This window comes from Rufibacter immobilis (assembly GCF_003721565.1).
Classification (GTDB): Bacteria; Bacteroidota; Bacteroidia; order Cytophagales; family Hymenobacteraceae; genus Nibribacter; species Nibribacter immobilis.
This window is the reverse complement of record NZ_RJJE01000017.1, coordinates 1,671,588-1,694,229: the sequence shown is the minus strand read 5'-3', so window position 1 is coordinate 1,694,229 and position 22,642 is coordinate 1,671,588. Positions and strand designations below refer to the sequence as shown.

Below are 22,642 nucleotides of genomic sequence, written 5' to 3'. Positions count from 1 at the left end.
AGAGGAAGGGTATTGAAAAAGTAGAATTTCAAAGCGATAGGGGAAAGAGCCAGCTCAACGGCAACAAATTGATAAAGAGCGGCACTAGCTTGCCCAAAGATAAGAATTTAAACAGAAAAATTGTAGCTTCCTGTATCAATTCTGAGATGCTGCTATGAATAATTCAACTCTAGGGGCGTGTAATGAATGGCTTTGGGTAAACCTGCCGCTCAGCGGAACAAAATAAAGAAAGAAAAGGCAGCGGTTGGATCTGTTTTTGGCAAGATTTTGGTTTAAAGCTGTTAAGAGCGTTATCTCTTCTGTTACCTGAGATCAAGTTTTTGATGCTCCCAACAGAAAGCTGCCGTCTCGTTTAAATTACTGTCAAGATGAAAACATTTATAAAAAGAACGTGGGCGCTGGGGGCTATAGTCCTCATGGTGTTCAGCCTGCTGGGCAGCCGGGAGGCGCAGGCAGGACCTGGCGGAAACGTCTCCTTTCAGGTCTTCTACGATGAACTCAGCCCCCACGGCCGCTGGATCAATGACCCGGAGTTTGGTTATGTGTGGGCTCCCAGGGTAGAGCGTGATTTCCAGCCTTACGCCACCCGTGGCCACTGGGTCATGACCGACTATGGCAATACCTGGGTGTCTGACTATGACTGGGGCTGGGCGCCGTTCCACTACGGCCGCTGGAAGTACGACGACTTCTACGGTTGGCTTTGGGTACCCGGCCAGGAATGGGGGCCCGCCTGGGTAGACTGGCGCCACACCGACGGCTATTATGGTTGGGCTCCTATGGCACCCAGAGCCACCATTGTGGTAGCGCCCGTTAGGTGGGTGTTTGTGCCCGTCATGTACATCACCAGCCCGCGCGTGTACAGCTACTATGTGCCCAGAACCCAGGTAGTGAACATTTACCACCGCACCACTATCATTAACAACTATTATGAGCGCGACAACCGGCGGTACGTCTATGGCCCCAGAAACCGGGATATAGAACGGGCTACCAACCGGAAAGTCAACGTTTACCGGGTAGAGAATGATAGCCGGGCAGGCAGAACAGCGTTGGCAGATAACTCAGTGAGAATCTATCGGCCAGAGGTGCGGAGCCGCCAGGAAGATGCTCCGGTAAGGGTAGAAACCCGAGACAATGCCACTCGTTCCCGTTTTACAGACAACAATGGAACCATGACTAGAACCGACCGGGGCAGCAACCAAGGCCGAACGACTTCTGGTGAAGAAGCAGGTACCGTACGCAGCCGTTCTGTAGAAGGAAGGGAAGTTGAGGCACTCTCCCGCACACCGTCAGAAGCATCTACGGCACCCAGATCTGAGGAAGGAAGACGTAGCCGGGTACGGGAAGTTGAACCCAGAACAAGCCACGCTACTGAGCAGAAGGAAGAGTCAGCCCCACGGCCAGCAGGAATTGAGTACTCGCGCCGCTCCAGGACCATGGAAAGCACCGGCACCCAAAGCCGTTCCATGGGAGAAACGCCCGCTACCCGTGCAGAAGGGAGTTATCCCACACGAAGAGCTGAGTCTCCGGCCCAAGGGCAATACCAGCGCAACCGGCAGGAGGCCGGAACCCAGGGGCAATACCAGCAGCAGCGGAGTAGACAAATGGCCTCACCCGCCCAGGCTCCAGCCCAACGCGGAACCACTTCCCGCTCAGAATCTTCCTCCCGAAGGGAAGGGGGACGGAGTGGCAGAAATTGAGTTAAGATTGATGTAATGAATGATGGAAAAGCCGCACCTCTTTGGGGTGCGGTTTTTTATTGCCATTGCGTTTAGGGGCAGTTTTTGGAAAAAGAGCCCCTAAACGCAATATCGGGAACCCTAACAGACATAATAATCAAGATTGTGCGAATTCATAGATGAGCTGGTTCACCTTCTCCGGAAACTCATGGTGGAGCCAATGGGTGGCTTCTTCCAGAAAGATCAATTCCCCGTGGGCACACTGTTCTATGCTGGGCTGGGCCAGTTCAGTGCCTAGAAATTTGTCCTGCTTCCCCCAGATCATGCGGGTAGGCACCTGTACCTTCTGGTCTGCCTCTATGGGATTGTACTTATACGCACGGTACCAGTTAATCATGGCTTCTAGTGCATCGGGTTGTTCCCAGGCGGTTCTGTAGCCTTCCATCTCTGCCGGACTAAACGCATTGGACCGGGCAGAGCCGGTCATGGAGCTTTCCAACAGCTTGAAATCAAAGGAACTGCTAACGGTCTCGGGCACCCACGGAATCTGGAAAAAGCCGGTGTACCAGCTCCGGAGCATCTGTTTGGGGTTGTGGGTGAGATGATGGTGGGCTACTTTTGGGTGCGGCATGTTCAGGATCACCAGTTTGTCCAGTAGGTGCGGGTATTTTAAGGCTATGTTCCAGGCCACCGCTCCGCCCCAATCATGCCCCACCAGCACCACTTTTCCCTGGCTCACCTGCGGTATCAGTTCCACAACGTCTTGGGTGAGTTGGTCAATGGTATAGGCTTCTACGCCGGTTGGTTTGCTGCTCAGGTTGTAGCCGCGCTGGTCTGGGGCTACGGCGTGCCAGCCCTGTGCCGCAAAGAATGCCAATTGGTTTTTCCAGCCGTACCAGAATTCCGGGAAGCCATGCAGGAAGAGGATGGTGTTGCCGCTAGTGGGGCCGGCCTCTACGGTGTGCAGCTGAATTTTATTTACAGAATAATGCTGGGCTCTGGTTTTCATGTATGGTACGTGTCGTGAAGTTCTTTTTACGTACCTGGCTCAGAAACTTCCGTTTAGGGGCTCTTTTTCGAAAAACAGCCCCTAAACGCACTCAGGGAGTAGAATGTGCTACATCCGGAGGGGAAAGTTAAAACTATAAAAAATCCCCGCCTCACCTTGCGGTAGAAGCGGGGCAAACAACTAAGGAGAAACGCTTGATAAAGTGGACTGTCAAATAGCACCCAGCGGCTAGAACAACTGGTACTTAGACAGTTCTTTGGAAGGAAGTTCAGATTCTCCCATCAAATACACATCAATGGCGCGGGCGGCTTCGCGTCCGTCTGAGATGGCCCAAACTACCAGTGACTGACCGCGGCAGGCATCACCGGCCGAGAAGATGCCCGGGACATTGGTTTGCCAGTCATTAAGTTTGAAGTTGCCGCGGCGGTCCAGCTCAAACTTGAAGTTGGCGGTAAAGGCGTCGTGCTCCGGACGTTCGTACCCAATGGCGATGAAGGCCAGGTCGCAGGGCAGGATTTTCTCGCTATTAGGTTTCTCGGTGTATTCAGACTGGTTTTTCCACTCCAGCTCCACCACGCGCAATCCTTTCACGTTCCCGTTTTCATCGGCGATGAATTCCTTATTCAGCCAGCCCCAACTGCGTTCGCACCCTTCTTCGTGTGAGGAAGACGAGGAAAACGTGGTAGGCCACTCCGGCCAGGGATTGGTAGGGTGCCGTTCTGCGCTGGGCATGTAGCGGTACTGCAACTGCGTGATGGATTTGGCGAACTGCCGGTTGGCCGTGCCCACGCAGTCAGAACCGGTGTCGCCGCCGCCAATCACCAGCACATGCTTGCCATACGCGTTGATGTCTTGCTCAGGGGCAATTTCTACCCCGTCTACTCTCCGGTTGTGCAAACCCAGGTAGTCCATGGCGAAGTGAATGCCTTTCAGGTGGTTACCCGGAATAGCAATGGCGCGGGGTTTAGAGGAACCGATACACAGCAGCACCGCATCATATTTGCGGTACAGCTTCTTGAGAGTGGTGTCTTCGCCAATACGGCGGTTGAACTTGAACTTAACGCCTTCCTCTTCCAGAATAGCCAGACGGCGATCTATCACCCATTTCTCCAGCTTGAAATCTGGGATACCGTAACGCAACAGCCCACCGGCTTTCTCATCTTTTTCGTACACCGTTACTTTATGGCCGGCTTTGTTCAACTGCGCGGCGGCTGCTAACCCGGCCGGGCCGGAACCCACAATGGCTACTTTTTTGCCGGTGCGGTACAAAGGCGGTTGGGCTTTCACCAAACCTAACTCAAAAGACTTCTCAGCGATGGATTTCTCTATGTGCTCAATGGCCACCGCCGGTTTGTTGATGGACAGCACGCAGCTGCTCTCACACGGGGCGGGGCAGATGCGGCCGGTGAACTCCGGAAAGTTGTTGGTGCTGTAAAGCACACGTATGGCCCGTTCCCAATCGCCTTCAGACACCGCATCGTTGAAATCCGGGATCAGGTTACCCAGTGGGCAGCCGTTGTGACAGAAGGGAATGCCGCAATCCATACAGCGGCTGGCCTGCTGTTTTGTTTTGTCTTCCGGAAACGGAAGGTATATCTCGTTTGAGTCGTTGATTCTGACTTTAGGGTCGCGGGTGCCGGGCACTTCGCGGTTATATATTAAAAATCCGTCTGGCTTTCCCATTATACCAAGGCTTTTTCGGTTTCAGCTTCTTTTACTTGCAGGGCCTTCTTTAGGTCGTGCGGCATTACTTTCACAAAGTAGTTGCGGTGTGTTTCCCAGTTCTCCAAGAACTCCTGGGCCAGTACACTGCCGGTGTAGGCCACGTGCTCCTGTAGTTTCTGCACAATCCAGAGCAGGTCATCGGTATCAGGCTCTTCCAGGCCTACCATGTCTAAGTTACACTGCTCCACGTGGCTAGGGTCTGGGGCATAGAGATAGGCAATACCACCGCTCATGCCCGCCGCGAAGTTTTTCCCAATGGCACCCAGCACCAGCACTTTACCGCCGGTCATGTACTCGCAGCCATGGTCACCAATACCTTCCACCACGGCCTCGGCGCCGGAATTCCGCACGCAGAAACGCTCCCCGGCCATCCCGTTGATGAAGACATTGCCTGAGGTGGCTCCGTACAGCGCCACGTTGCCCGTGATGATGTTCTCGTGCGCCAGGTACTCGCTCTCTTTGAACGGCTGCAGAATCAACTTGCCCCCAGATAGGCCTTTGCCCAGGTAGTCATTGGCTTCGCCGAAGAGTTTGAACGTGACGCCTGGCGCCAAAAACGCTCCGAAGCTTTGGCCGGCAGAACCGTAGAAGGTAGCCTTGAAGGAGTTTTCTGGTAAACCATATTTCCCGAAGTTCTTGCTGATTTCATATGACAACATGGTGCCCACCGAGCGGTCTACGTTGATGATGCGGTACTCAACTTCGGTGTTGCCTTTCTTCAGGTCTCTGATGAGCTTTTTGTCCAGCACTTTGGCAATCTCGTGGTCCTGCTCAATCTGCTTGTAGGTACCCACATTTTTGGGCACATACTCCTGGTGCAGAATAGGAGAGAGGTCCAGGTTTTTCAATTTCCAGTGGTTCAGGTCGGTTCTGATTTTGAGGACCTGTGACTGGCCCACCATTTCATTGATGGTCCTGAAGCCCAATTGAGCCATGATCTGCCGCAACTCCATTGCCAAAAAGGTGAACAAATTCACCACGTGGTCTGGGTCGCCGGTGAAGAGGTTGCGCAGGTCTGGGTTCTGCGTGGCAATACCTACTGGGCAGGTGTTCAGGTGGCATTTACGCATCATGATACAGCCTTCCACAATGAGAGCGGCAGTAGCCACGCCATATTCTTCGGCTCCCAACAGAGTAGCCACGGCCAGGTCATAGCCGGTCAGAATCTTGCCATCGGTCTGTAACACCACGCGGCTGCGCAGGTTGTTCTTAATCAGAGTTTGATGGGCTTCGGCCAAGCCGATTTCCCAGGGCAAACCCGTGTGACGGATGGAACTCAGCGGACTAGCCCCTGTTCCACCATCGGCACCGGAAATCATGATGGCGTCTGCCTTGGCTTTGGCTACGCCCGAGGCGATGGTGCCTACCCCGGCCTCAGCGACCAGCTTCACGTTGATGCGGGCTTTGGGGTTGGCGTTCTTCACATCAAAGATGAGCTGCTTCAGGTCTTCAATGGAATAAATGTCATGGTGCGGCGGCGGTGAGATCAATCCTACGCCGGGCGTAGAGCAACGCACGCGGGCAATCCAATGGTCTACCTTGTGGCCGGGTAACTGACCACCCTCGCCGGGTTTTGCCCCTTGGGCGATCTTAATCTGAATTTCATCGGCGTTGGCCAAGTAATGGCTGGTCACGCCAAATCGGCCGGAGGCCACCTGCTTTACCCGTGACATTTCAGAATCGCCGTTGGGCTTTTTGATATAGCGGGCTTCATCTTCGCCGCCCTCGCCGCTGTTGCTTTTGCCGCCGATGCGGTTCATGGCAATGGCCAGTGTGCTGTGCGCCTCATACGAGATAGACCCGAACGACATGGCACCCGTGGCAAAACGTTTCAAGATGGCCGACACCGGCTCTACCTCGTCCAGCGGCACCGACTGACGTTTCCTGAATTCAAACAGGTTGCGTAGCGTAATGGTGGTCTGCTGCTGGTGCTCGCGTATGGCCTTGGAGTACTCTTTATATAATAGGTAATCGTTGAGGCGGGTAGACTTTTGCAGTAGGTGAATCACCTTGGGCGTGAGCAGGTGCTCTTCGCCATCGCGGCGCCACTGGTAAAAGCCACCAGATTCCAGCAGGTTCTCCAGATCTGGGAAAGCTGAACTATGTTTGGTCAGGGCTTCTTTCTCCAGATCCTCAAAGTTGAGCCCCTCCAGGCGGTTGGTGGTGCCTTTGAAGCATTTTTCAATCACTTCCTGCCCCAGACCCAGAATCTCAAAAATCTGGGAGCTCTGGTAACTCTGCAACGTGCTGATGCCCATTTTTGACAGGATTTTCAGCAGGCCATTGTCTACCGCTTTGATGAAGTTTTGGAAATAGTAGGTGTACGGTTGTGCATTGTCCAGTTTCTGCTGGTCGTGCAGGCCTTTGATGGTGTCATAGACCAGGAACGGATACACAGCGCTGGCCCCATACCCAATAATGGTAGCGAAGTGGTGGGTTTCCCAGGCATCGCCGGCTTCTACCACCAGTCCGGCTTTGGTTCTGATGCGTTTCTCCACCAAGTGATGGTGTACCGCGCCCACCGCCAGCAAAGACGGAATAGCGGCCCGCTGCTCCTGGATATTGCGGTTAGAGATGATCAAGATTTTCTTGCCCGCCCGTACCGCGGCTTCGGCCTGGGCGCAGATGCGGTCAATTTCGCGCTGCAGGTTGCCGGTCTCACGAGTGGAGAAGGTGGCGTCTACTATTTCATGGTCAAAGCCTTCTTCTTTCAGGAATACCAGTTTCTGGAACTCCACCGGGTCAAGTACCGGCTGTGAAATATGGATCTGGCGCGTGTGTGCCTCGGTCTCATCTAAGATATTCAATGATTCTCCCACCCGGGTGAACAAAGACATGACCAAACGCTCTCTGATGGAGTCTATGGGCGGATTGCTTACCTGCGCGAAAAACTGCTTGAAATAGCTGGATACGTGCTGGCTCTGCTGGGACAATACGGCCAAGGGAGTATCTGAGCCCATGCTTCCTATGGGCTCATACCCTGTAGCGGCCATTGGTTCTACCAACATTTTGAGGTCTTCGCGGGAGTAGCCGTAGGCTTTCTGGCGTTGTCTCAGTTCCTCTGGCGTACATGGCTCCAGCAAGACGCGGGGCTCTGGCCGAAGACGCAGTTTGATGCGGTTTTTCTGTATCCAGTCATAGTACGGTTTATCATTGCAGACCGTGGCCTTTATTTCCTCGTCTTCATAAATACGACCCTCAGAGATATCTGCCAGAAGCATTTTACCCGGCTGCAAACGACCACGTTTCACTACGTCTCTAGGGTCTACGCAGAGGGCCCCGGCCTCAGAAGCCATGACCAAGCGACCTTGTTTGGTCACGCAGTAACGGACCGGGCGCAGCCCGTTGCGGTCCAGGGTGGCGCCAATCTGGGTGCCATCGGTAAAGAAGAGGGCAGCAGGACCGTCCCACGGTTCCATCAGAGACGCATGGAACTTGTAGAACGCCTTCCGGTAGGTATCCATGTGCGGGTTGTCTTGCCAAGCCTCGGGCACCAGCATCATCATCACGTGCGGCAGCGGACGGCCAGACAGTGTCAAGAGCTCTACCAGGGCATCTAAGTTAGCCGAATCGGAATCTTCAGGGTTGGTAATAGGAATCAACCATTTCATTTCTTCCTCGGTGAACAAGGGAGAAGACATGAGCGCTTCCTTAGATTTCATCTTGTTCACGTTCCCCCGGATGGTATTGATCTCGCCGTTGTGGGCAATGAACCGGAAGGGCTGGGCCAGGCGCCAGTTAGGGAACGTATTGGTGGAGAAGCGGGAGTGCACCACGGCTATCGCCGATTTAAACTCGGGGTGGCGCAGGTCATGGTAGTACTTCTCCAGTTGGTCGGTTTTAAGCTGGCCTTTATAGATAATGGTGCGGGAAGAGAAACTGGCAATGTAAAAAGTGCCGTTTTCGCCGCGAACATTCTTCTTGGTTTCATTGCTGATGAGGTTGCGCAGCACGAACAGCTTGCGCTCCAGGTCTTCGCCTTTGATGGTGGGGTCTACCGGCTGCACAAACACCTGCTCAATATAAGGCTCCACAGCTTTGGCCCCATGGCCGGGCACTTGTCCGTTCACCGGTACCAAACGGTAGCCCAACAAACTCAAGCCTAGTTTACGCAGGCAGTTGTTTAATATTTTGCGGGATTTCTCCCTCACTTCATAGACAGTGGGGAAGAAGACCATGCCCACCCCATAGCTGCCTTGCGGAGGAAGCGTAATGGCAAACTCAGCCAATTCTTTCCTGAAAAAATCGTGGGGTAACTGTACTAAGATACCTGCGCCGTCGCCGGTTTCTGGATCACTGCCGGTGGCGCCACGGTGCTCCATGTTCTTGAGCATGGTAAGGGCATCTTTAACCGTGGTATGGGACGTATGGCCATCTAAATTAACGACACAACCAACACCACAAGCATCATGCTCTAACTCGGGCGTATAAAGCCCCTTCTTCAACTCATCTGCCTGATTCATTCCTTTGTTTGTTGGATTCGGGTAAGGGTGAATCAGTAAATTGTAAGAAAGTTATCAAAAAAGCAAGCGGTTATTTGTGTTTTTATTACTTAACAAGCGTTAGCTTAATGAAATTTTTAAATAATTAACCTTGTGTTTTAGAAGCTGCTAATACAGCTATTTATGGAGAATCTTCCTTTAAGGAAATGTCAATGAGGTGAAAAAATATTTTTTAGTCATAAAACGATTGGCAAGCAATGCTTTTGGGCTAAGAGCGCCCGCAAGCTTCTCCAGTTGCTAAGTAATATATTGATTCTTGATAAAGACGTTTAGGGGCCGTTTTTCCAAAAAAAGGCCCAAACCAGAAGTGTCTCTTTCACTTCTGGTTTGGGCCTTCTGTCAATGTGGTGTTTTTCTTGTTATCTGTTCTTGCTGTCTTCCCTGGTTCTTTCCAGCAGGTAGATGCACACCAAGGCCAGCAGGTTGACGGTCACAAATGATAAAGAGTTTTCTGCGCCAACGCTGAAATTAAAGGAAGACAGAGACAGCCGGAATTTAAAAAGCCAGCTTTCCCAGAATTCCACCCCTATCCCCAGTTTAAGCCCCGCCACATAATTGTAGGCTACACCAGATATCCCAAAGCTCAGCACCTGCAGTATCTGGTTTGCCATAGATAAAGTAAAAGCCCGGCGTGTTCCCTGGAACAGCAGAAAGCCGCATAAAATGGAAAAGGTGTACAGCACGGCGGCCAGCGCAATACCTACCCAGGTAGAGGTGGAAGGGTTCTGTAACTGCGGAATCAATTTCAGGAACAAGCCCAACCCTATCAGACCACCCGCCAGTTGGTAAATAGCCAGTGAAAGAACTAAGGGTGAGATTCGTTTTGGAGCAATTGGTTGCTGTTGCTTCATGATGGAAGAAAAAGGTCTCTATTAAAAAGCCCTGGCTAACGGAGCCAGGGCTTTCTCAAAAATCAAAATAAGTATCTACAGATTAGTGGTCAAAGTCTATGTCTTTGTATCTGTCACGGAGAGCAGCTAAACCTTTCTTACCATAGGCCAGGCGGGTGATCACTACGTAAAGCACTGGTACAATAAAGATGGCCAGGAAGGTAGCGGCCAACATACCGCCAATTACTACCCAACCGATGGTCTGGCGGGAAACCGCTCCGGCGCCGGAGGCCATCACCAGCGGAATCACTCCTAAGATAAAGGCCATGGAGGTCATGATAATAGGACGCAGACGCAGCCGAACGGCTTCAATGGTCGCTTCAATCAGTTCCATGCCGCGGTCTACCCGTTCTTTGGCGAACTCCACAATCAGGATGGCGTTTTTGGCGGCCAGACCAATCAGGGTAATCATACCAATCTGGGCGTAGACGTTGTTCTCCAGTTTCGGCAGGAAGGTAAGAGCCAGGATCGCCCCGAACATCCCCAGCGGAATGGCAAACAGGATAGAGAACGGCACACTCCAGCTTTCATACAAGGCGGCCAGTAACAGCAACACCAGGATGATGGACAGCGCGAAGATGTAGATGGTGCTGTTCCCCGCTGATAACTCCTCCCGGCTGAGGCCCGAGAAGTCAAAGCCGTAACCGGCTGGTAACGTTTGGGCGGCTACCTCTTGCAGCGCCTGCAAAGCTTGCCCGCTACTGTAACCCGGTTTGGCACCTCCCGAAATCTCCACTGATCTGAACAAGTTGTAGTGGGAGATTACGGCTGGGTTTTCCACTACTTTGGTCGTCACCAGGGCGCTCAGTGGCACCGATTCTCCCCGCTGGTTCAAGACATAGAACTGTTTCATGTCCTGGATATCCATCCGGTAAGCGGTATCTGCTTGGGCTACTACGCGGTAGTTACGGCCGTAACGGGTGAAGTCGTTGATGTAGCGGCTACCCATGTAAGAAGACATGGTGGCGTATACATCGGTCAGGCTGATGCCCAGTTTTTTCACTTTCTCGCGGTCCACGTCTACGTGGTAGCCGGGCGTGCGGGTGTTGAAGAAGCTGTACGCCATGGCAATCTCGGGGCGTTGGTTCGCAGCCATCAGGAACTGACCCATCACGCGCTCCAGCTCTTTGATGTCGCCTGCCGTGCGTTGCTCCAGCATGAAGCTGAAACCACCAGACTGCCCCAGACCCGGAATGGCCGGAGGAGCCACCACAATGATATTCGCTTCTTTGATGGCGGCAAAGCGTTGGTTCAGCTCGGCCATCACCCCCTGCAACTGCATGGAGGGATCCTGTCTTTCGTCCCAGGGCAGCATCTGGATGAAGAACGTACCACTGTTAGACTTAAAGGAGAAGTTAATTGCGTTCAAACCAGAGATGGAGGTGGCGTTTTTAATGGCTTTTACCTCTCCCAGAATACCGGCCATTCTCTCCAGAATCTCCTGCGTTCTGTTGGCGGAGGAACCCTCTGGTAATTCCACGGAGATAAACAGACGGCCTTCATCTTCCGTCGGGATAAAGCCGGTCGGCTTTTTGGCGAAGAGCCCTACCGTACCCACGTACAAACACACCAGCAGAATTAAGGCGAGAGGCGCGGCTTTAATGCTCTTGCGAACCCCCACTGAATAAGACTCCGTGGTTCTGGCAAACCAGTTGTTGAACTTGTAGAAGAACTTGTTCAGACCTCTGGACTCGCGGTTCACGTTCATGGGGCGCAGCATCAGAGAGCAAAGCGCCGGGGTCAAGGTCAAGGCCACAAAGGCTGAGATCAGTACCGAGATCGCGATGGTGATGGCGAACTGCTGGTACAGACGGCCCACAATACCTGGGATGAAACCTACCGGAATAAACACCGCCGCCAGAATCAGGGCAATGGCAATTACCGGCGCCGTGATGTCTTTCATGGCCTTGCGGGTAGCCTCTCTGGGCGAGAGCCGCTCATGGTCAATATAGTGCTGCACCGCTTCCACCACCACAATGGCGTCATCCACCACAATACCAATGGCCAGCACAAACCCGAAGAGGGTCAACGTGTTGATGGTAAAGCCCAGCGGAATGAAGAAGATGAACGTACCAATGATGGATACCGGAATGGCCAAAATAGGCACCAGGGTCGCTCTCCAGCTCTGCAGGAACAGGAACACCACCACAATTACCAGAATCAAGGCCTCAATCAAGGTGTGCACCACCTCGTTGATGGAAACCTCCACCACGGTCACAGATTCAAAGGAGACAATGTAATCTACGTCAGCGGGGAAAGATTTTTTCATTTCCTCCAGCGTGGCGTAGATCCCTTCGGCGGTGGCTACCGCGTTGGAGCCCGGGGCCTGGTAGATCAGCATCATCGCCGACGGGTTCCCGTTGATGGTAGACTGCCGGCCATAGTCGAACTGACCGAACTCTACCCGCGCCACGTCTTTCAGGTACACCAAAGAACCATCTTCTGGGTTGGTGCGGATGATCACGTTCTCAAACTCTTCCTTCGTGGTCAAGCGGCCACTCACGGTGATGGGGTACTGGAACGCCTGGGTGTTGTATTGCGGACGGGCACCCACCGTACCGGCGGCCACCTGCAGGTTTTGCTCCTGAATGGCAGCTACCACCTGGTTCGCGTTCATGTTGTACTGCGCCATTTTATCTGGCTGCAACCATAGACGCATACTGAAATCCTGGCCAATGGCGGTCACGTCCCCAACTCCCTGCACCCGCAGCAAAGCGTCTTTCACGTAGATGTTGGCGTAGTTGTCCAGGTACTGAACGTCGTGGGTTTTCTTGGGGGAGTAGATCCCGATTACCATCAAGATACTTGGGTTCCGTTTCCGTACCGTTACCCCTAACCGGCGTACCTCCTCAGGTAAGGTGGGCTCGGCCACACTGGCGCGGTTCTGCACGTCCAGGGTGGCGATATCGATGTCCGTTCCTACCTCAAAGGTCACGGTCATGTTCATCTGGCCGGTACTGGTGTTGGTAGAGGTCAGATAGGCCATGCCCGGCGTACCGTTGATTTGGGTTTCGATGGGGGTGGCCACCGTTTGCTCAATGGTCTGCGCATCGGCGCCCGTGTAGTTCGCCGACACCGATACCGTGGGCGGGGAAATGTCCGGGTATTGGGTGATGGGCAGGTTCATCATGGCCAGCAACCCTACCAACACGATCACAATGGAGATCACGATGGCGGTGATGGGCCGTCTTATAAATACATCAGATATCATACTCGTTCTGAAAAAGCTACTTGAAATTTATATTATCTGGCACCAGCTGGGGCACCTCCGGCGGCTTGCGGCGCACCCACCTGTATTTTCGCGCCCTGGCGCAGTTTCTGGATACCTTCCACCACAATCACATCTCCGGGCTTCAAGCCTTCGCGGGCTACAATCTTCTCCTGGAAACGGGTTCCTAACAACACGTTCTGCTGCTGTACAGAATCGCCTTGCACTTTGTAGACGAAGTACTCGCCCAACTGCTCCGTCACGGCTTTGTACGGAAAGGTGATCTGCTGACCAATGTCTTGGTTCAGCACGTTTACATTGGCCGTCATACCGGCCACTAACTGGCCATTTGGGTTAGGGAAGCTTACCCGTACAGTAATAGTACCGGTTTGCAGACCCACAGCCCGGTCAATGGCCGTCAGTTTACCGGTATGGGGATAGCTGGCTCCGCCCGAAAGGCTGAGGGTGAAAAGAGAGTCTGGCTGCTTTCCTTTCTGCAGATTAGTGAAACGCGGCAGTTCGTTTTCATTGATCACGAAGTCTACCCCGGTAGGTCCTTCAGAGGAGATGGTGTTCAGGAGGGTTTGTCCAGGGCTAACCTGTGAACCTACGCGTACCTGAGAGATGCCAATGGTACCACTGAACGGCGCTTCAATGATAGAGTAGCCAAGGTCAGTGGAGGCGCTGGCCACCTGTGCGCGGGCTACCGCCACTTGGGCGCGGGCTGTTTCCACATCGGCGCGGGCGTAATCTACGCGCTGGCGGGCTATCGCGTCCTGGCGGGCCAGGTTCTCATAGCGCTCCAGGTCTTTCTGCACGCGGTCCAGATTTGCCTGGGCGCTGCGTACATTGGCCTGGGCCTGACGGTAAGCCGCCTGGTATTTGGTGCGGTCAATCTCATACAGTTTCTGGCCTTTGGTCACGCGCTGGCCGTCTTTTACAAAGATCTGGGTGATGTAGCCACTCACCTGAGGGCGCAATTCTACTTCATTCAGCGGAACCACGGTGCCAGGGTAGGTGTCTGTGCCCACAACATGTTCCTGGGTAACGGTGTACGTGTTCACAGGTACTGCGGCGGCCATGGGGTTCTGCTGCGGCGCCTCTTGTTTACCGCAGGAAACCAACAAAGCGCTGGACAGGGTAAGCGCCGCCAAGGTGGATAAATGTAACTTCATGATGGTATCTATGGTTTTTCTCTCTGATTACTGATTAACGGGTATGGTTCCCAAAGCACGCTGCACTTCCAGCTTGCTGGAAAGCACGTTGTAAAGGGCATTGTAATAGTTGAGCTGGGCGGTTCTGAGATCCGTTTCGGCAACAATAAGCTCTAGGTAAGTCTTGATGCCCTCATTATACTGAAGCTTGATGACATTGTACACCTCCTCCGCTAGTTGCACATTGCTCTGGAGGGTAATCCAGTCATTGTAGTCGCTTTTATAGCTGGCCAGGGCACTCTGGTACTCCGTGTTGATTCTGCGTTGCAGGTTCTGCAGGTCTATGCTGAGGCGGTCTTCCTGTAAGCGCGAGATGCGCACATTCTGCAGTCTTCTGCCACCCTGGAAAATGGGGATACCCACCTGCAAGCCTACCTGTGATGTAGGGTAGATGTTATTGTACAGGCTGGAAAGTTCACTGCTGAAGAACTGCGGGTTGTAATTGCCATAGATGGAAGCCGTTGGCAGGAAGCCGAAGCGGTAAAAGCTGGTGTTCAACCCCTGGATCTGGCGCTGCACCTGTATCTGCTGGAATTCCACGCGGTTGGCGAACGTCACATTCTGCGTAGTGTCTACAAGAATGTTCTGCTGCATCTGGTTATAGTCGTATGCCAGGGTTAGCGGTGCGCCCACCGGCAATCCCATCAGTTCCTGTAGCAGCGCAGTGCTGGCTTTGATGGCTTCCTGCGTTCTCTTGCGGTCTGAGCGGATGCTATTGAGGGTGATGCTGGCGCGTTGGTAGTCGGTTTTGTCTACCAGGCCTTGCTCATACTGGGCACGGGCATCACGGTACTGCTTCTCCTGGCGGGCGATGTTCTCCTCCAAAATACGCAGCTGCTCCTGGCTGAGCAGGATGTTGTAGAATGCCTTGCTCACGTCTACCACCGTGTTGATTTTGGTGGCTTTGGTATTCAGGTCCAACGATGATCTGGTGAACCGGGCTGCCCGGCTCGCCAATAACAGATCATTGCTGTACAGCGTCTGGTTTGCCTGTAGGTTAAGGTTGGAGGTATAGTTCTGCCCGGTGGTAATGACTTCGTTCCCAATGACAAAGCGGGGCCGCTGAATGTTGCGCACCGCCGCGAACTGGGCCGTTACCTGAGGTAGCCAACCAGACAATTGCGCCTTGATCTGGCGCTCCCCAATCTCTTCATCTAATTGGGCCTGCTGCACCTGGGCCTGGTTCTTGAGCGCGAATTCAACACATTGTTCCAGCGTGAGCCTGCCGGCCGTGCTATCTGGCGTCACCTGTGCCAGTACTGCCAGGGGAGCCAGGAGGCAGCTCAACAGCAGGGGCATCAGATATTTCGTTTTTTTCATAAGTACTGGTAAAAATTAAATCTATAAGTGGGTAAGTGGGTGGAGGTTATAGCTTACGAATGCTGTCCCAAATCATCTGTGCCAATTGCTTGAATTCTTTCTCGGCTAAGGAAAACTTACCGTCAAGGTGTACTTTGGCGGCGGTCATGATGCTGCTATGAATCATGATGGACATCAGCTTGGGGTCCAGATCGCGCAAGATGCCGTTCTGGTGGCCCAGCCGGATGAACTGGATGATCTCATTCTGGGAAAACTCATTCTGCTCTTTGGAGCAGCGCGGGAAATATGGTGAATTCACAAACTGTTCAATGAAGAAGAGCACGTCTGGGTTCTGGATGTAGAACTGGCAGCGGCTGATCCAACGCAGGAAAAAGTTCTCCCTGAAATCCATGTCCTCGCGCAGGCTTTCCTGCATGGCCGCCTGAATCATGTATTGGGTGTAGGAGAACAGCTCCATGATCAAGGTGTCCTTGCTGTCAAAATAATGGTAGATGGTACCAGCGGCTACCCCCGCTTTTTTCGCCACTTGGCTCATGGGTGTGCCATGAAACCCATTCTCTTTTATCAGTTTGAGCGTACTCTCCAGAATCGCCTTTTTTTTCTCTGCAATCATTGCCGGGCCCATCAATTAGGTATCTATTGAACGTTCATTCGGGTGGCAAAGTAAAGCAGATTGCGCCGGAGTTGGAAAGGTTTTCTTTGACTCGCCTCCTGAATGCTGTACCCAGGGAATTATTTATGATGAAGTATTAATTGATAATCAATGAGCTGTGGGAATAAAGACGGTTGGTATCTATAGAGATACCAACCGCACGTGCAGCGGAGGGATTGGGTGCGTTTAGGGGCTCTTTTTCCCAAAACAGGCCCTAAACGCGGTACGGCTATTTCTGGGCAAGTAGATGCTGCACAATTTTCTGGGCATGGTCTCGGGAGTTCTCAATAAACCAGAGATGGGTGTCCATGCCGCCGCATACCACACCCGCCAGGTAAAGGCCGGGCTGGTTCGTTTCCATGGTCTGGGAGTTGTGCTGGGGGTACAGTTTATCATCTGGAGACAGTTCTACCCCAAATTTGCGCAGCAGGTCAAAATTAGGTTTATAGCCGGTGAGCGCCAGCACAAAATCATTAGCCAGGGTCACCACGCCTTCGGGGGTCTGAATGTCTACCTCACCCGGACGGATTTCCAGCAGGGAAGAATTGAAATAGGCCTTGATGCTGCCTTCCTGGATGCGGTTCTCAATGTCTGGACGCACCCAGTATTTCACGCGCCGGCCAATCTCGGGGCCCCGCACCACCATGGTCACCTGGGCGCCTTTTCGGTACGTTTCCAGGGCCGCGTCTACGGAGGAATTGCTGGCCCCCACCACCACTACTTTCTGGAGGGCGTAGTAGTGCGGGTCTTTATAATAGTGGGTTACGTGCGGGAGGTCTTCGCCGGGGATGTCCATGGTGGCAGGCAGGTCATAGAAGCCGGTAGACACAATCACATTCCGGGCGAGGTAGGTTTGCTTGGCGGTTTCCACTATGAAATGGTTTCCAGTTTTCTGCACAGAGAATACCTCTTCAAACAGGCGCAGGTTCAGGTTGAACTTGAGCGTGACGCGCCGGTAATATTCCAGCGCCTCGTTGCGCCGGGGCTTGGGGTTGTCAGAAATAAAGGGCACATCGCCAATCTCCAGCTTCTCTGAGGTGGAGAAGAAGGTCATGGTAACCGGGTAATTGTACAGCGAGTTGACCAAGGCCCCTTTGTCCAGGATCACGTAGGAAAGTCCCGCTTTCTGGGCTTCAATGCCGCAACTCAGCCCTATGGGGCCTGCACCTATGATGACAATGTCAAAGTCTGAGGAAGTACGCATACTGCAAATCTACGTAAAGAGAACTAGGAAGGAGAGAAGGTTGGAGAAAGTGAGACAGGAGCGCAACACGCTGCGGTTGTCCTTTCGTTTTCGTTTTAGGCTTGTTTTAGGAAAAACAGCCGCTAAACGCACTGGGTCTGGCAAAGGTAAAAAGCGGGGCTAAACCAGATTTTTTTCTACACCTTCTTGCCGCTGGGCACGTTTAGCTACCTTCACGCATTATTCACGCTCATCTAAATGAACAGGAAAGTACGGGAATTACAGTCTTTCTTCTACAGCCAGAATTTTTCAGACGGCATCAGAATCACCATTGGGGTGCTGTTGCCGGCCTTGCTTTTTTCGTACCTGGGTCAGCTGCAAACGGGTATTACAGTGTCTTTGGGGGCCTTGGGGGCCAGCCTGGGAGATTCGCCGGGGCCGGTGGTGCACAGACGTAACGGCATGTTGGCTTCTATTGCGGTGTGTACGCTGGTGGGCATGTTAACCGGTGTTGCGCGGCTGCACGTGGTCACGCTGGGGCTGGAGATTTTCTTTCTGAGTTTTGCGCTGTCTATGCTGCTGGTGTACGGGGCCAGGGCTTCGTTCATTGGCTTGGCGGGTTTGCTGGTGTTGGTCATGACCATGGACCGCCCGCTTTCTCTGGCGCAGGTGCTGCCTTACGGGGCGTTGGTCATGGTGGGGGGCATCTGGTATCTGTTGCTGGGGCTGCTCACGTACCAGATGATGCCCTACCGCCCGGCCCAGCAGGCCTTGGGCGAATGCATACGGGAAGTAGCCAAATTCCTGCGCATCAAAGCCACCTTCTACGCCACGCAGCTAGACCTGGAAAAGCAGTACCGCCAGCTGGTGGCCCAGCAGATTCTGGTGAGCGAGAAGCAGGATGCCGTGCGCGAGGTGTTGTTCAAGAGCCGCCAGATAGTGAAAGAGTCCACAGATACGGGGCGGAGACTGGTCCTGTCTTTTGTGGATTTGGTGGACCTCTATGAGCAGATAACGGCCATCCATTATGACTACAGCTCTATCCACGAACGGTTCGGCCAGACGGGTATCCTGAAGGAGATAGAAGCGGTGATAGAGAGCCTGGCGCATGAGCTGGATAACATTGGGTTTGCCATGCAGGCCAACCTGCGCCATACCCAGCACCTGAACCTTCCGCAGCAACTGGAGCACCTGAAAGCCAGCATTGACGCTCTGGCCGAGCGGCAGCCCCACAGCAATACTTTGGTGCTGAAACGGATTCTGGTCAACATCAGAACCATTTCGCAGCGCATCACAGACATTGTGGCGTACTTCAATGTGCAGGAGGCGCAGGATGCCCGGCAAGACCGGGTGCTGGAGTTTACCCGCTTTGTGTCGCATCAGAATTATTCGCCTAGGCTGTTCTGGAGCAACCTCACGTTCAACTCATCGGCTTTCCGGTTTTCGCTGCGGGTGGCGCTGGTGTCAGTTTTCGCGTTTGTGCTCACCAAGCTGTTCCCGTACGGGCAGCATAGCTATTGGGTCTTGCTCACGGTGGTGTTTCTGCTCAAACCGGCCTTCGGGCTCACAAAGCAGCGCAACGTGCAACGGATTATAGGTACGGTGGTGGGCGGGGCCATTGGCTTGCTCATTCTGTTCTTGGTCCGCAACGAGACTCTCCAGTTTGTGTTTCTGTTGCTTTTCATGACGGGTTTCTACAGCGTGCAGCGCATCAACTACATGCTCAGCGTCATTCTCATGACGCCGTTCATGCTCATCCTGTTCAACTTTCTGGGCGGCGGCGGGCTGGCCATTGTGCAGGAGCGCGTCATAGACACGGTGGTGGGCTGCGCCATCGCCTTTGCCGCCACTTATTTTGTCTTGCCCAATTGGGAATCTACGCAGGTGAAACAGTTTTTGCAGAATGTGCTCAACGCCAACCTGAGGTACCTGCAGGTCTTGACCAACTGCCTGGAGGGCCGCCAGGTGCAGGAACTGGACTACAAACTGGCCCGGAAGGAAGTATACGTGAGTTCGGCTAACCTCTCGGCGGCGTTCCAGCGCATGACCGCCGAGCCCAAGAGCAAGCAGCGCAAAAGTCGGCAGGTGTATGAACTGGTGGTCCTGAACCACGTGCTGTCTTCTTACATTGCCACCATTCTGTCTGAACGCATGGCGGGGGCGGGCACGGCCTGTTCCAAGTCTTTCCTGAGGCCGGTGCGACGGGCGCACCTTTCGCTCCTGGAGGCCCTCCGCAAGCTGGACCCGCAGTTTCAGGTGCCGGAAGGGGAAACGGAACCCTCTGAAGCCCCCAAGGAAGCCGCGCCAACGCTCTCCGTGGAAGACCGGCTCCTGGCCGAACAACTGGAGTTCATCCGGAAAGTCTGCACCGACATCCAACGCATCACCGAAGTTGTCCTGTCCACAGATACTTCCCCGGAGGAAAACAAAGTTCTGGCCCCGTCTGCGGCCTAAGCTGTTTAGGGGCTGTTTTTGGGAAAAGAGCCCCTAAACAGGAAAATGGTTTTGGAATTTGCGGGGGAGAAACGTATATATGTATATACATTTAATGTTAGGGCTTCTGTTCAACCCAATGAAGAGCGGCACGTATACCAAACTCTCCGGAAAAACCTCTAAACCAATCTAAAGACTATGGCAAACACCAAGTGGATTCTTGACCCTACGCACAGCGAAGTGCAGTTCAAAGTAAAGCACCTCATGATCACCACCGTCACCGGTTATTTCCAGAGCTTCCAGGTGGAAGTGGACACCGAGGACGATGATTTCTCCAAAGCTTCCAATGTGGTCTTCACCGCCGATGTGAACTCCATCAACACCAACAACGAGCAGCGCGACACGCACCTGAAGTCCCCCGATTTCTTTGATGCCGAGACGCACAGTGAGATTCGGTTTGTGGGCAACCGCTACGAAACCTCCGGCGGAGACTCCGCTAAACTGCACGGCGAGTTAACGGTGCGGGGCATCTCCAAACCCGTTACCGTAGACGTGGAGTTTGGTGGTATTGTGGTAGACCCCTATGGACAGACCAAGGCCGGTTTCACCGTTACGGGAAAAATCAGCCGCAAAGAATTTGGGCTTACCTGGAACGCGGTCACCGAGGCCGGAAGCGTGGTGGTGAGTGATGACATCCGCCTGCAAGCTGAAATCCAGCTGGTGAAGCAAGCCTAGTTTATTTTCACCGCAGCAACGCAAAGGAAAGGGAACCGCATGGGTGTGGCTCCCTTTCCTTTTAACCAGTAGGCTGCGGTGGCTGGTTTAGCCCCAAAATTGAAAAAATGGCCGCTAAACGGCTTCCAGCTTTAAGGTAAACTAATTCTTGCCCTGCCTACCTGCCCGTTGCGGTTTACCTCAACGAGCCTCTGAAGTGAAGAAGACCCACGTGAATTTTTTTCAGCGCTTTTGTCTAATTGAGCCCAGTACAATCTTCTTTATTATCAGAAGGTTAAGAGATTGCTGCGCGATGGGTTCTGAGAAAAAACGTATTCTATAATTATTCTCCTATCTGATATTATCTTTTTTTTAACAAACCTCCGGATAAGTACGTATAGCCAGCATGCCAGAAGAAGTTGACAGAATAGGAAGAAAGCGTACATGACAATAAACAATACTTTTGGGGTGAGCATTATCCCAGACAATGAGGTAGAACGCGTTAAGAAACTGCACGATTACCAAATACTGCAATCAGAGGACAACGGCCCTTTCAAGCACATTGCCGCCCTGGCCGCCCACGTGTTCAAGGTGCCTATTGCCCTGGTTTCTTTTGTAGACTCTGAGCGGGTGTTTTTCAAAGGGAACGTGGGCATGGAAGACGTGACCGATGTGGAGCGCGGCATCAGCTTATGCTCCCTCTCAGTGATGCGGCAGCAGGCCACGGTGTTCAAAGACGCCCTCAAAGAGCCTTGCCTGCTTAAAAATCCGTTAGTGGCCGGGGAGTTTGGCTTGCGCTTCTATGCGGCCGTTCCGCTCACCACCCATGACGGCTATAACCTGGGCTCTGTGTGCATTGTAGACAAAGAACCCCGTGAGTTTGGCATTGATGACCAGATTACCCTGGAATACATGGCCAAACTGGCCATGGACGAGCTGGAACTCTGGAAATGCAAACTCTACTCAGAAAGCCGCCTGCAGGATTCCTCTGCGCAATAAGAACCAACCCTTGCCATAAAAGCAGAAGCCTGCTCCGTTTGGGGCAGGCTTCTGCTTTTATGGGCGGACCAAGAAAGGCATATTTCCGTTTAGGGGCTCTTTTTCCGGAAAAAGGCCTAAACCAGAACATAGCTATCGGTTGCCGGGGCAAAGGCTTTAGGGGAGCAGCTCGCCCACGTGTTTCTGTATGTTGTGGCAGATCTGGTCAATGGGCAGATCATTGTCATCGGTCCCGAAGGGGTTCTCTATTTCCTCCGCAATCAGCTCCAGGCTGGCCATGGCGTAGAGGATGAGCATGACCACCGGAATCACGTAAAAACCCATGCTGAACGACCACCCAAACGGCAGGGTCATGACGTAGAAGAAAATAAATTTCTTAATGAACACGCTGTACGTGAACGGAATAGGCGTGTTCTTGATGCGTTCGCTGGCTCCGGTCACTTCCGTGAGGACTTTGATCTCATCGTTCAAAACCAGCAGCTGGCCCGCCGAGAGGCTGCCCATCTGGTGCAGATGGTTGACCCGGCCAAAAATAGCGGCGGCAATCTGGTTGGGCACATGCGCCTTCCTGGAAAGGTCCAGCACGGGGTCCAGCTCCTGGTAATCCTCATTACCGCGTAAGTGGCTCTTGAGGGCGAAGGCGTACGAAGAAATCATTTGCCGGAAGAAAAGCCGGTCCTCCGGATTGGGGACGCAGGCTTGCAGTTTAAGCGCCAGGTTGCGCGAGCAATTGGTGAGGCTGCCCCAGATTTTTCTACCTTCCCACCAGCGGTCATAGGCGGTATTGGTCCTGAACACCAGCAGCATAGACAGCACAAAACCCAGCACGCTGTGCATGAGTCCCACGTTCCGGATGTGCTCATTCTGGGAAAACGCCAGATAATTGAGCTCCACGTACGCCACCAGCCCCGCGTACACGCCCACGCCTATCAACAGCGGAAGCAGCCGCAGAAACGTGTCTGATTTGGTGAATCGGAAGATGAAAACGAACCAGTCTTTGGGGTTATAGTTGATCATATGTTACAATACTTATAGGAAGCCCAAAGATAAGCATTTACAAAAAAGGGTTTTTCGGCCCGTCGCCCGGAGGCGTTTAGAGCCTCTTTTTCCAAAAACA

General features: G+C 53.2%; 14 protein-coding genes. 4 read left to right on the top strand and 10 right to left on the bottom strand.

Translation table 11 applies throughout. The annotated features are described in order from the left end of the window. The first annotated feature begins 368 nt into the window (after positions 1-368). Complete coding sequence (locus EFA69_RS20015; protein ID WP_148041431.1) at positions 369-1,697, top strand: DUF6600 domain-containing protein; 1,329 nt, start codon at positions 369-371, stop codon at positions 1,695-1,697. A gap of 136 nt (positions 1,698-1,833) precedes the next feature. On the opposite strand, the gene EFA69_RS20010 is transcribed toward EFA69_RS20015, so the two are convergent. The 9 genes from EFA69_RS20010 to EFA69_RS19970 all read right to left on the bottom strand — a co-directional run bounded on the left by EFA69_RS20010 (position 1,834) and on the right by EFA69_RS19970 (position 17,400). Beyond that, on the bottom strand, positions 1,834-2,685 hold the full coding sequence (locus tag EFA69_RS20010) for an alpha/beta fold hydrolase (protein ID WP_123134804.1): 852 nt from the start codon (positions 2,683-2,685) through the stop codon (positions 1,834-1,836). 228 nt (positions 2,686-2,913) lie between these two features. Then, the gene (locus EFA69_RS20005) at positions 2,914-4,368 is read right to left on the bottom strand and encodes a glutamate synthase subunit beta (RefSeq protein WP_123134803.1); all 1,455 of its coding nucleotides are present in this window, start codon (positions 4,366-4,368) and stop codon (positions 2,914-2,916) included. Then, positions 4,368-8,873, bottom strand: coding sequence for a glutamate synthase large subunit (gltB, locus tag EFA69_RS20000; protein WP_394342834.1), 4,506 nt, complete (start codon positions 8,871-8,873; stop codon positions 4,368-4,370). Before gltB ends, EFA69_RS20005 begins: the two co-directional genes overlap by 1 nt. 398 nt (positions 8,874-9,271) lie before the next feature. Next, positions 9,272-9,763, bottom strand: coding sequence for a hypothetical protein (locus EFA69_RS19995; protein ID WP_148041430.1), 492 nt, complete (start codon positions 9,761-9,763; stop codon positions 9,272-9,274). Positions 9,764-9,845: 82 nt separating this feature from the next. Beyond that, entirely contained in the window at positions 9,846-13,013 is a 3,168-nt protein-coding gene (locus tag EFA69_RS19990; RefSeq protein ID WP_123134801.1) for an efflux RND transporter permease subunit, read from the bottom strand. A 32-nt stretch (positions 13,014-13,045) separates the two neighbouring features. Beyond that, on the bottom strand, positions 13,046-14,185 hold the full coding sequence (locus tag EFA69_RS19985; protein WP_123134800.1) for an efflux RND transporter periplasmic adaptor subunit: 1,140 nt from the start codon (positions 14,183-14,185) through the stop codon (positions 13,046-13,048). 27 nt (positions 14,186-14,212) lie between these two features. Further along, positions 14,213-15,544 carry a TolC family protein gene (locus tag EFA69_RS19980; RefSeq protein WP_123134799.1) on the bottom strand — a complete coding sequence of 444 codons (1,332 nt, stop codon included), beginning with the start codon at positions 15,542-15,544 and terminating at the stop codon, positions 14,213-14,215. A 46-nt stretch (positions 15,545-15,590) separates the two neighbouring features. Then, on the bottom strand, positions 15,591-16,157 hold the full coding sequence (locus tag EFA69_RS19975; RefSeq protein WP_183906882.1) for a TetR/AcrR family transcriptional regulator: 567 nt from the start codon (positions 16,155-16,157) through the stop codon (positions 15,591-15,593). 268 nt (positions 16,158-16,425) lie between these two features. Further along, positions 16,426-17,400: a YpdA family putative bacillithiol disulfide reductase gene (locus EFA69_RS19970; RefSeq protein ID WP_123134797.1), complete on the bottom strand. Its 975-nt coding sequence runs from the start codon at positions 17,398-17,400 to the stop codon at positions 16,426-16,428. Between the two features lie 237 nt (positions 17,401-17,637). Between EFA69_RS19970 and EFA69_RS19965 the strand changes: the two genes are divergently transcribed. The 3 genes from EFA69_RS19965 (at position 17,638) to EFA69_RS19955 (ending at position 21,525) form a co-directional block, all read left to right on the top strand. Further along, a complete protein-coding gene (locus EFA69_RS19965; protein ID WP_123134796.1) occupies positions 17,638-19,833 on the top strand; it encodes an FUSC family membrane protein in 2,196 nt (731 codons plus the stop codon). Between the two features lie 177 nt (positions 19,834-20,010). Further along, positions 20,011-20,547 carry a YceI family protein gene (locus EFA69_RS19960; RefSeq protein WP_123134795.1) on the top strand — a complete coding sequence of 179 codons (537 nt, stop codon included), beginning with the start codon at positions 20,011-20,013 and terminating at the stop codon, positions 20,545-20,547. Between the two features lie 423 nt (positions 20,548-20,970). Continuing rightward, positions 20,971-21,525, top strand: a complete 555-nt coding sequence (locus EFA69_RS19955; RefSeq protein ID WP_245964645.1) for a GAF domain-containing protein — start codon at positions 20,971-20,973, stop codon at positions 21,523-21,525. A 156-nt stretch (positions 21,526-21,681) separates the two neighbouring features. Here EFA69_RS19955 and EFA69_RS19950 read toward each other — a convergent pair whose 3' ends face one another. After that, entirely contained in the window at positions 21,682-22,542 is an 861-nt protein-coding gene (locus EFA69_RS19950; RefSeq protein ID WP_123134794.1) for a bestrophin family protein, read from the bottom strand. Positions 22,543-22,642 lie beyond the last annotated feature (100 nt).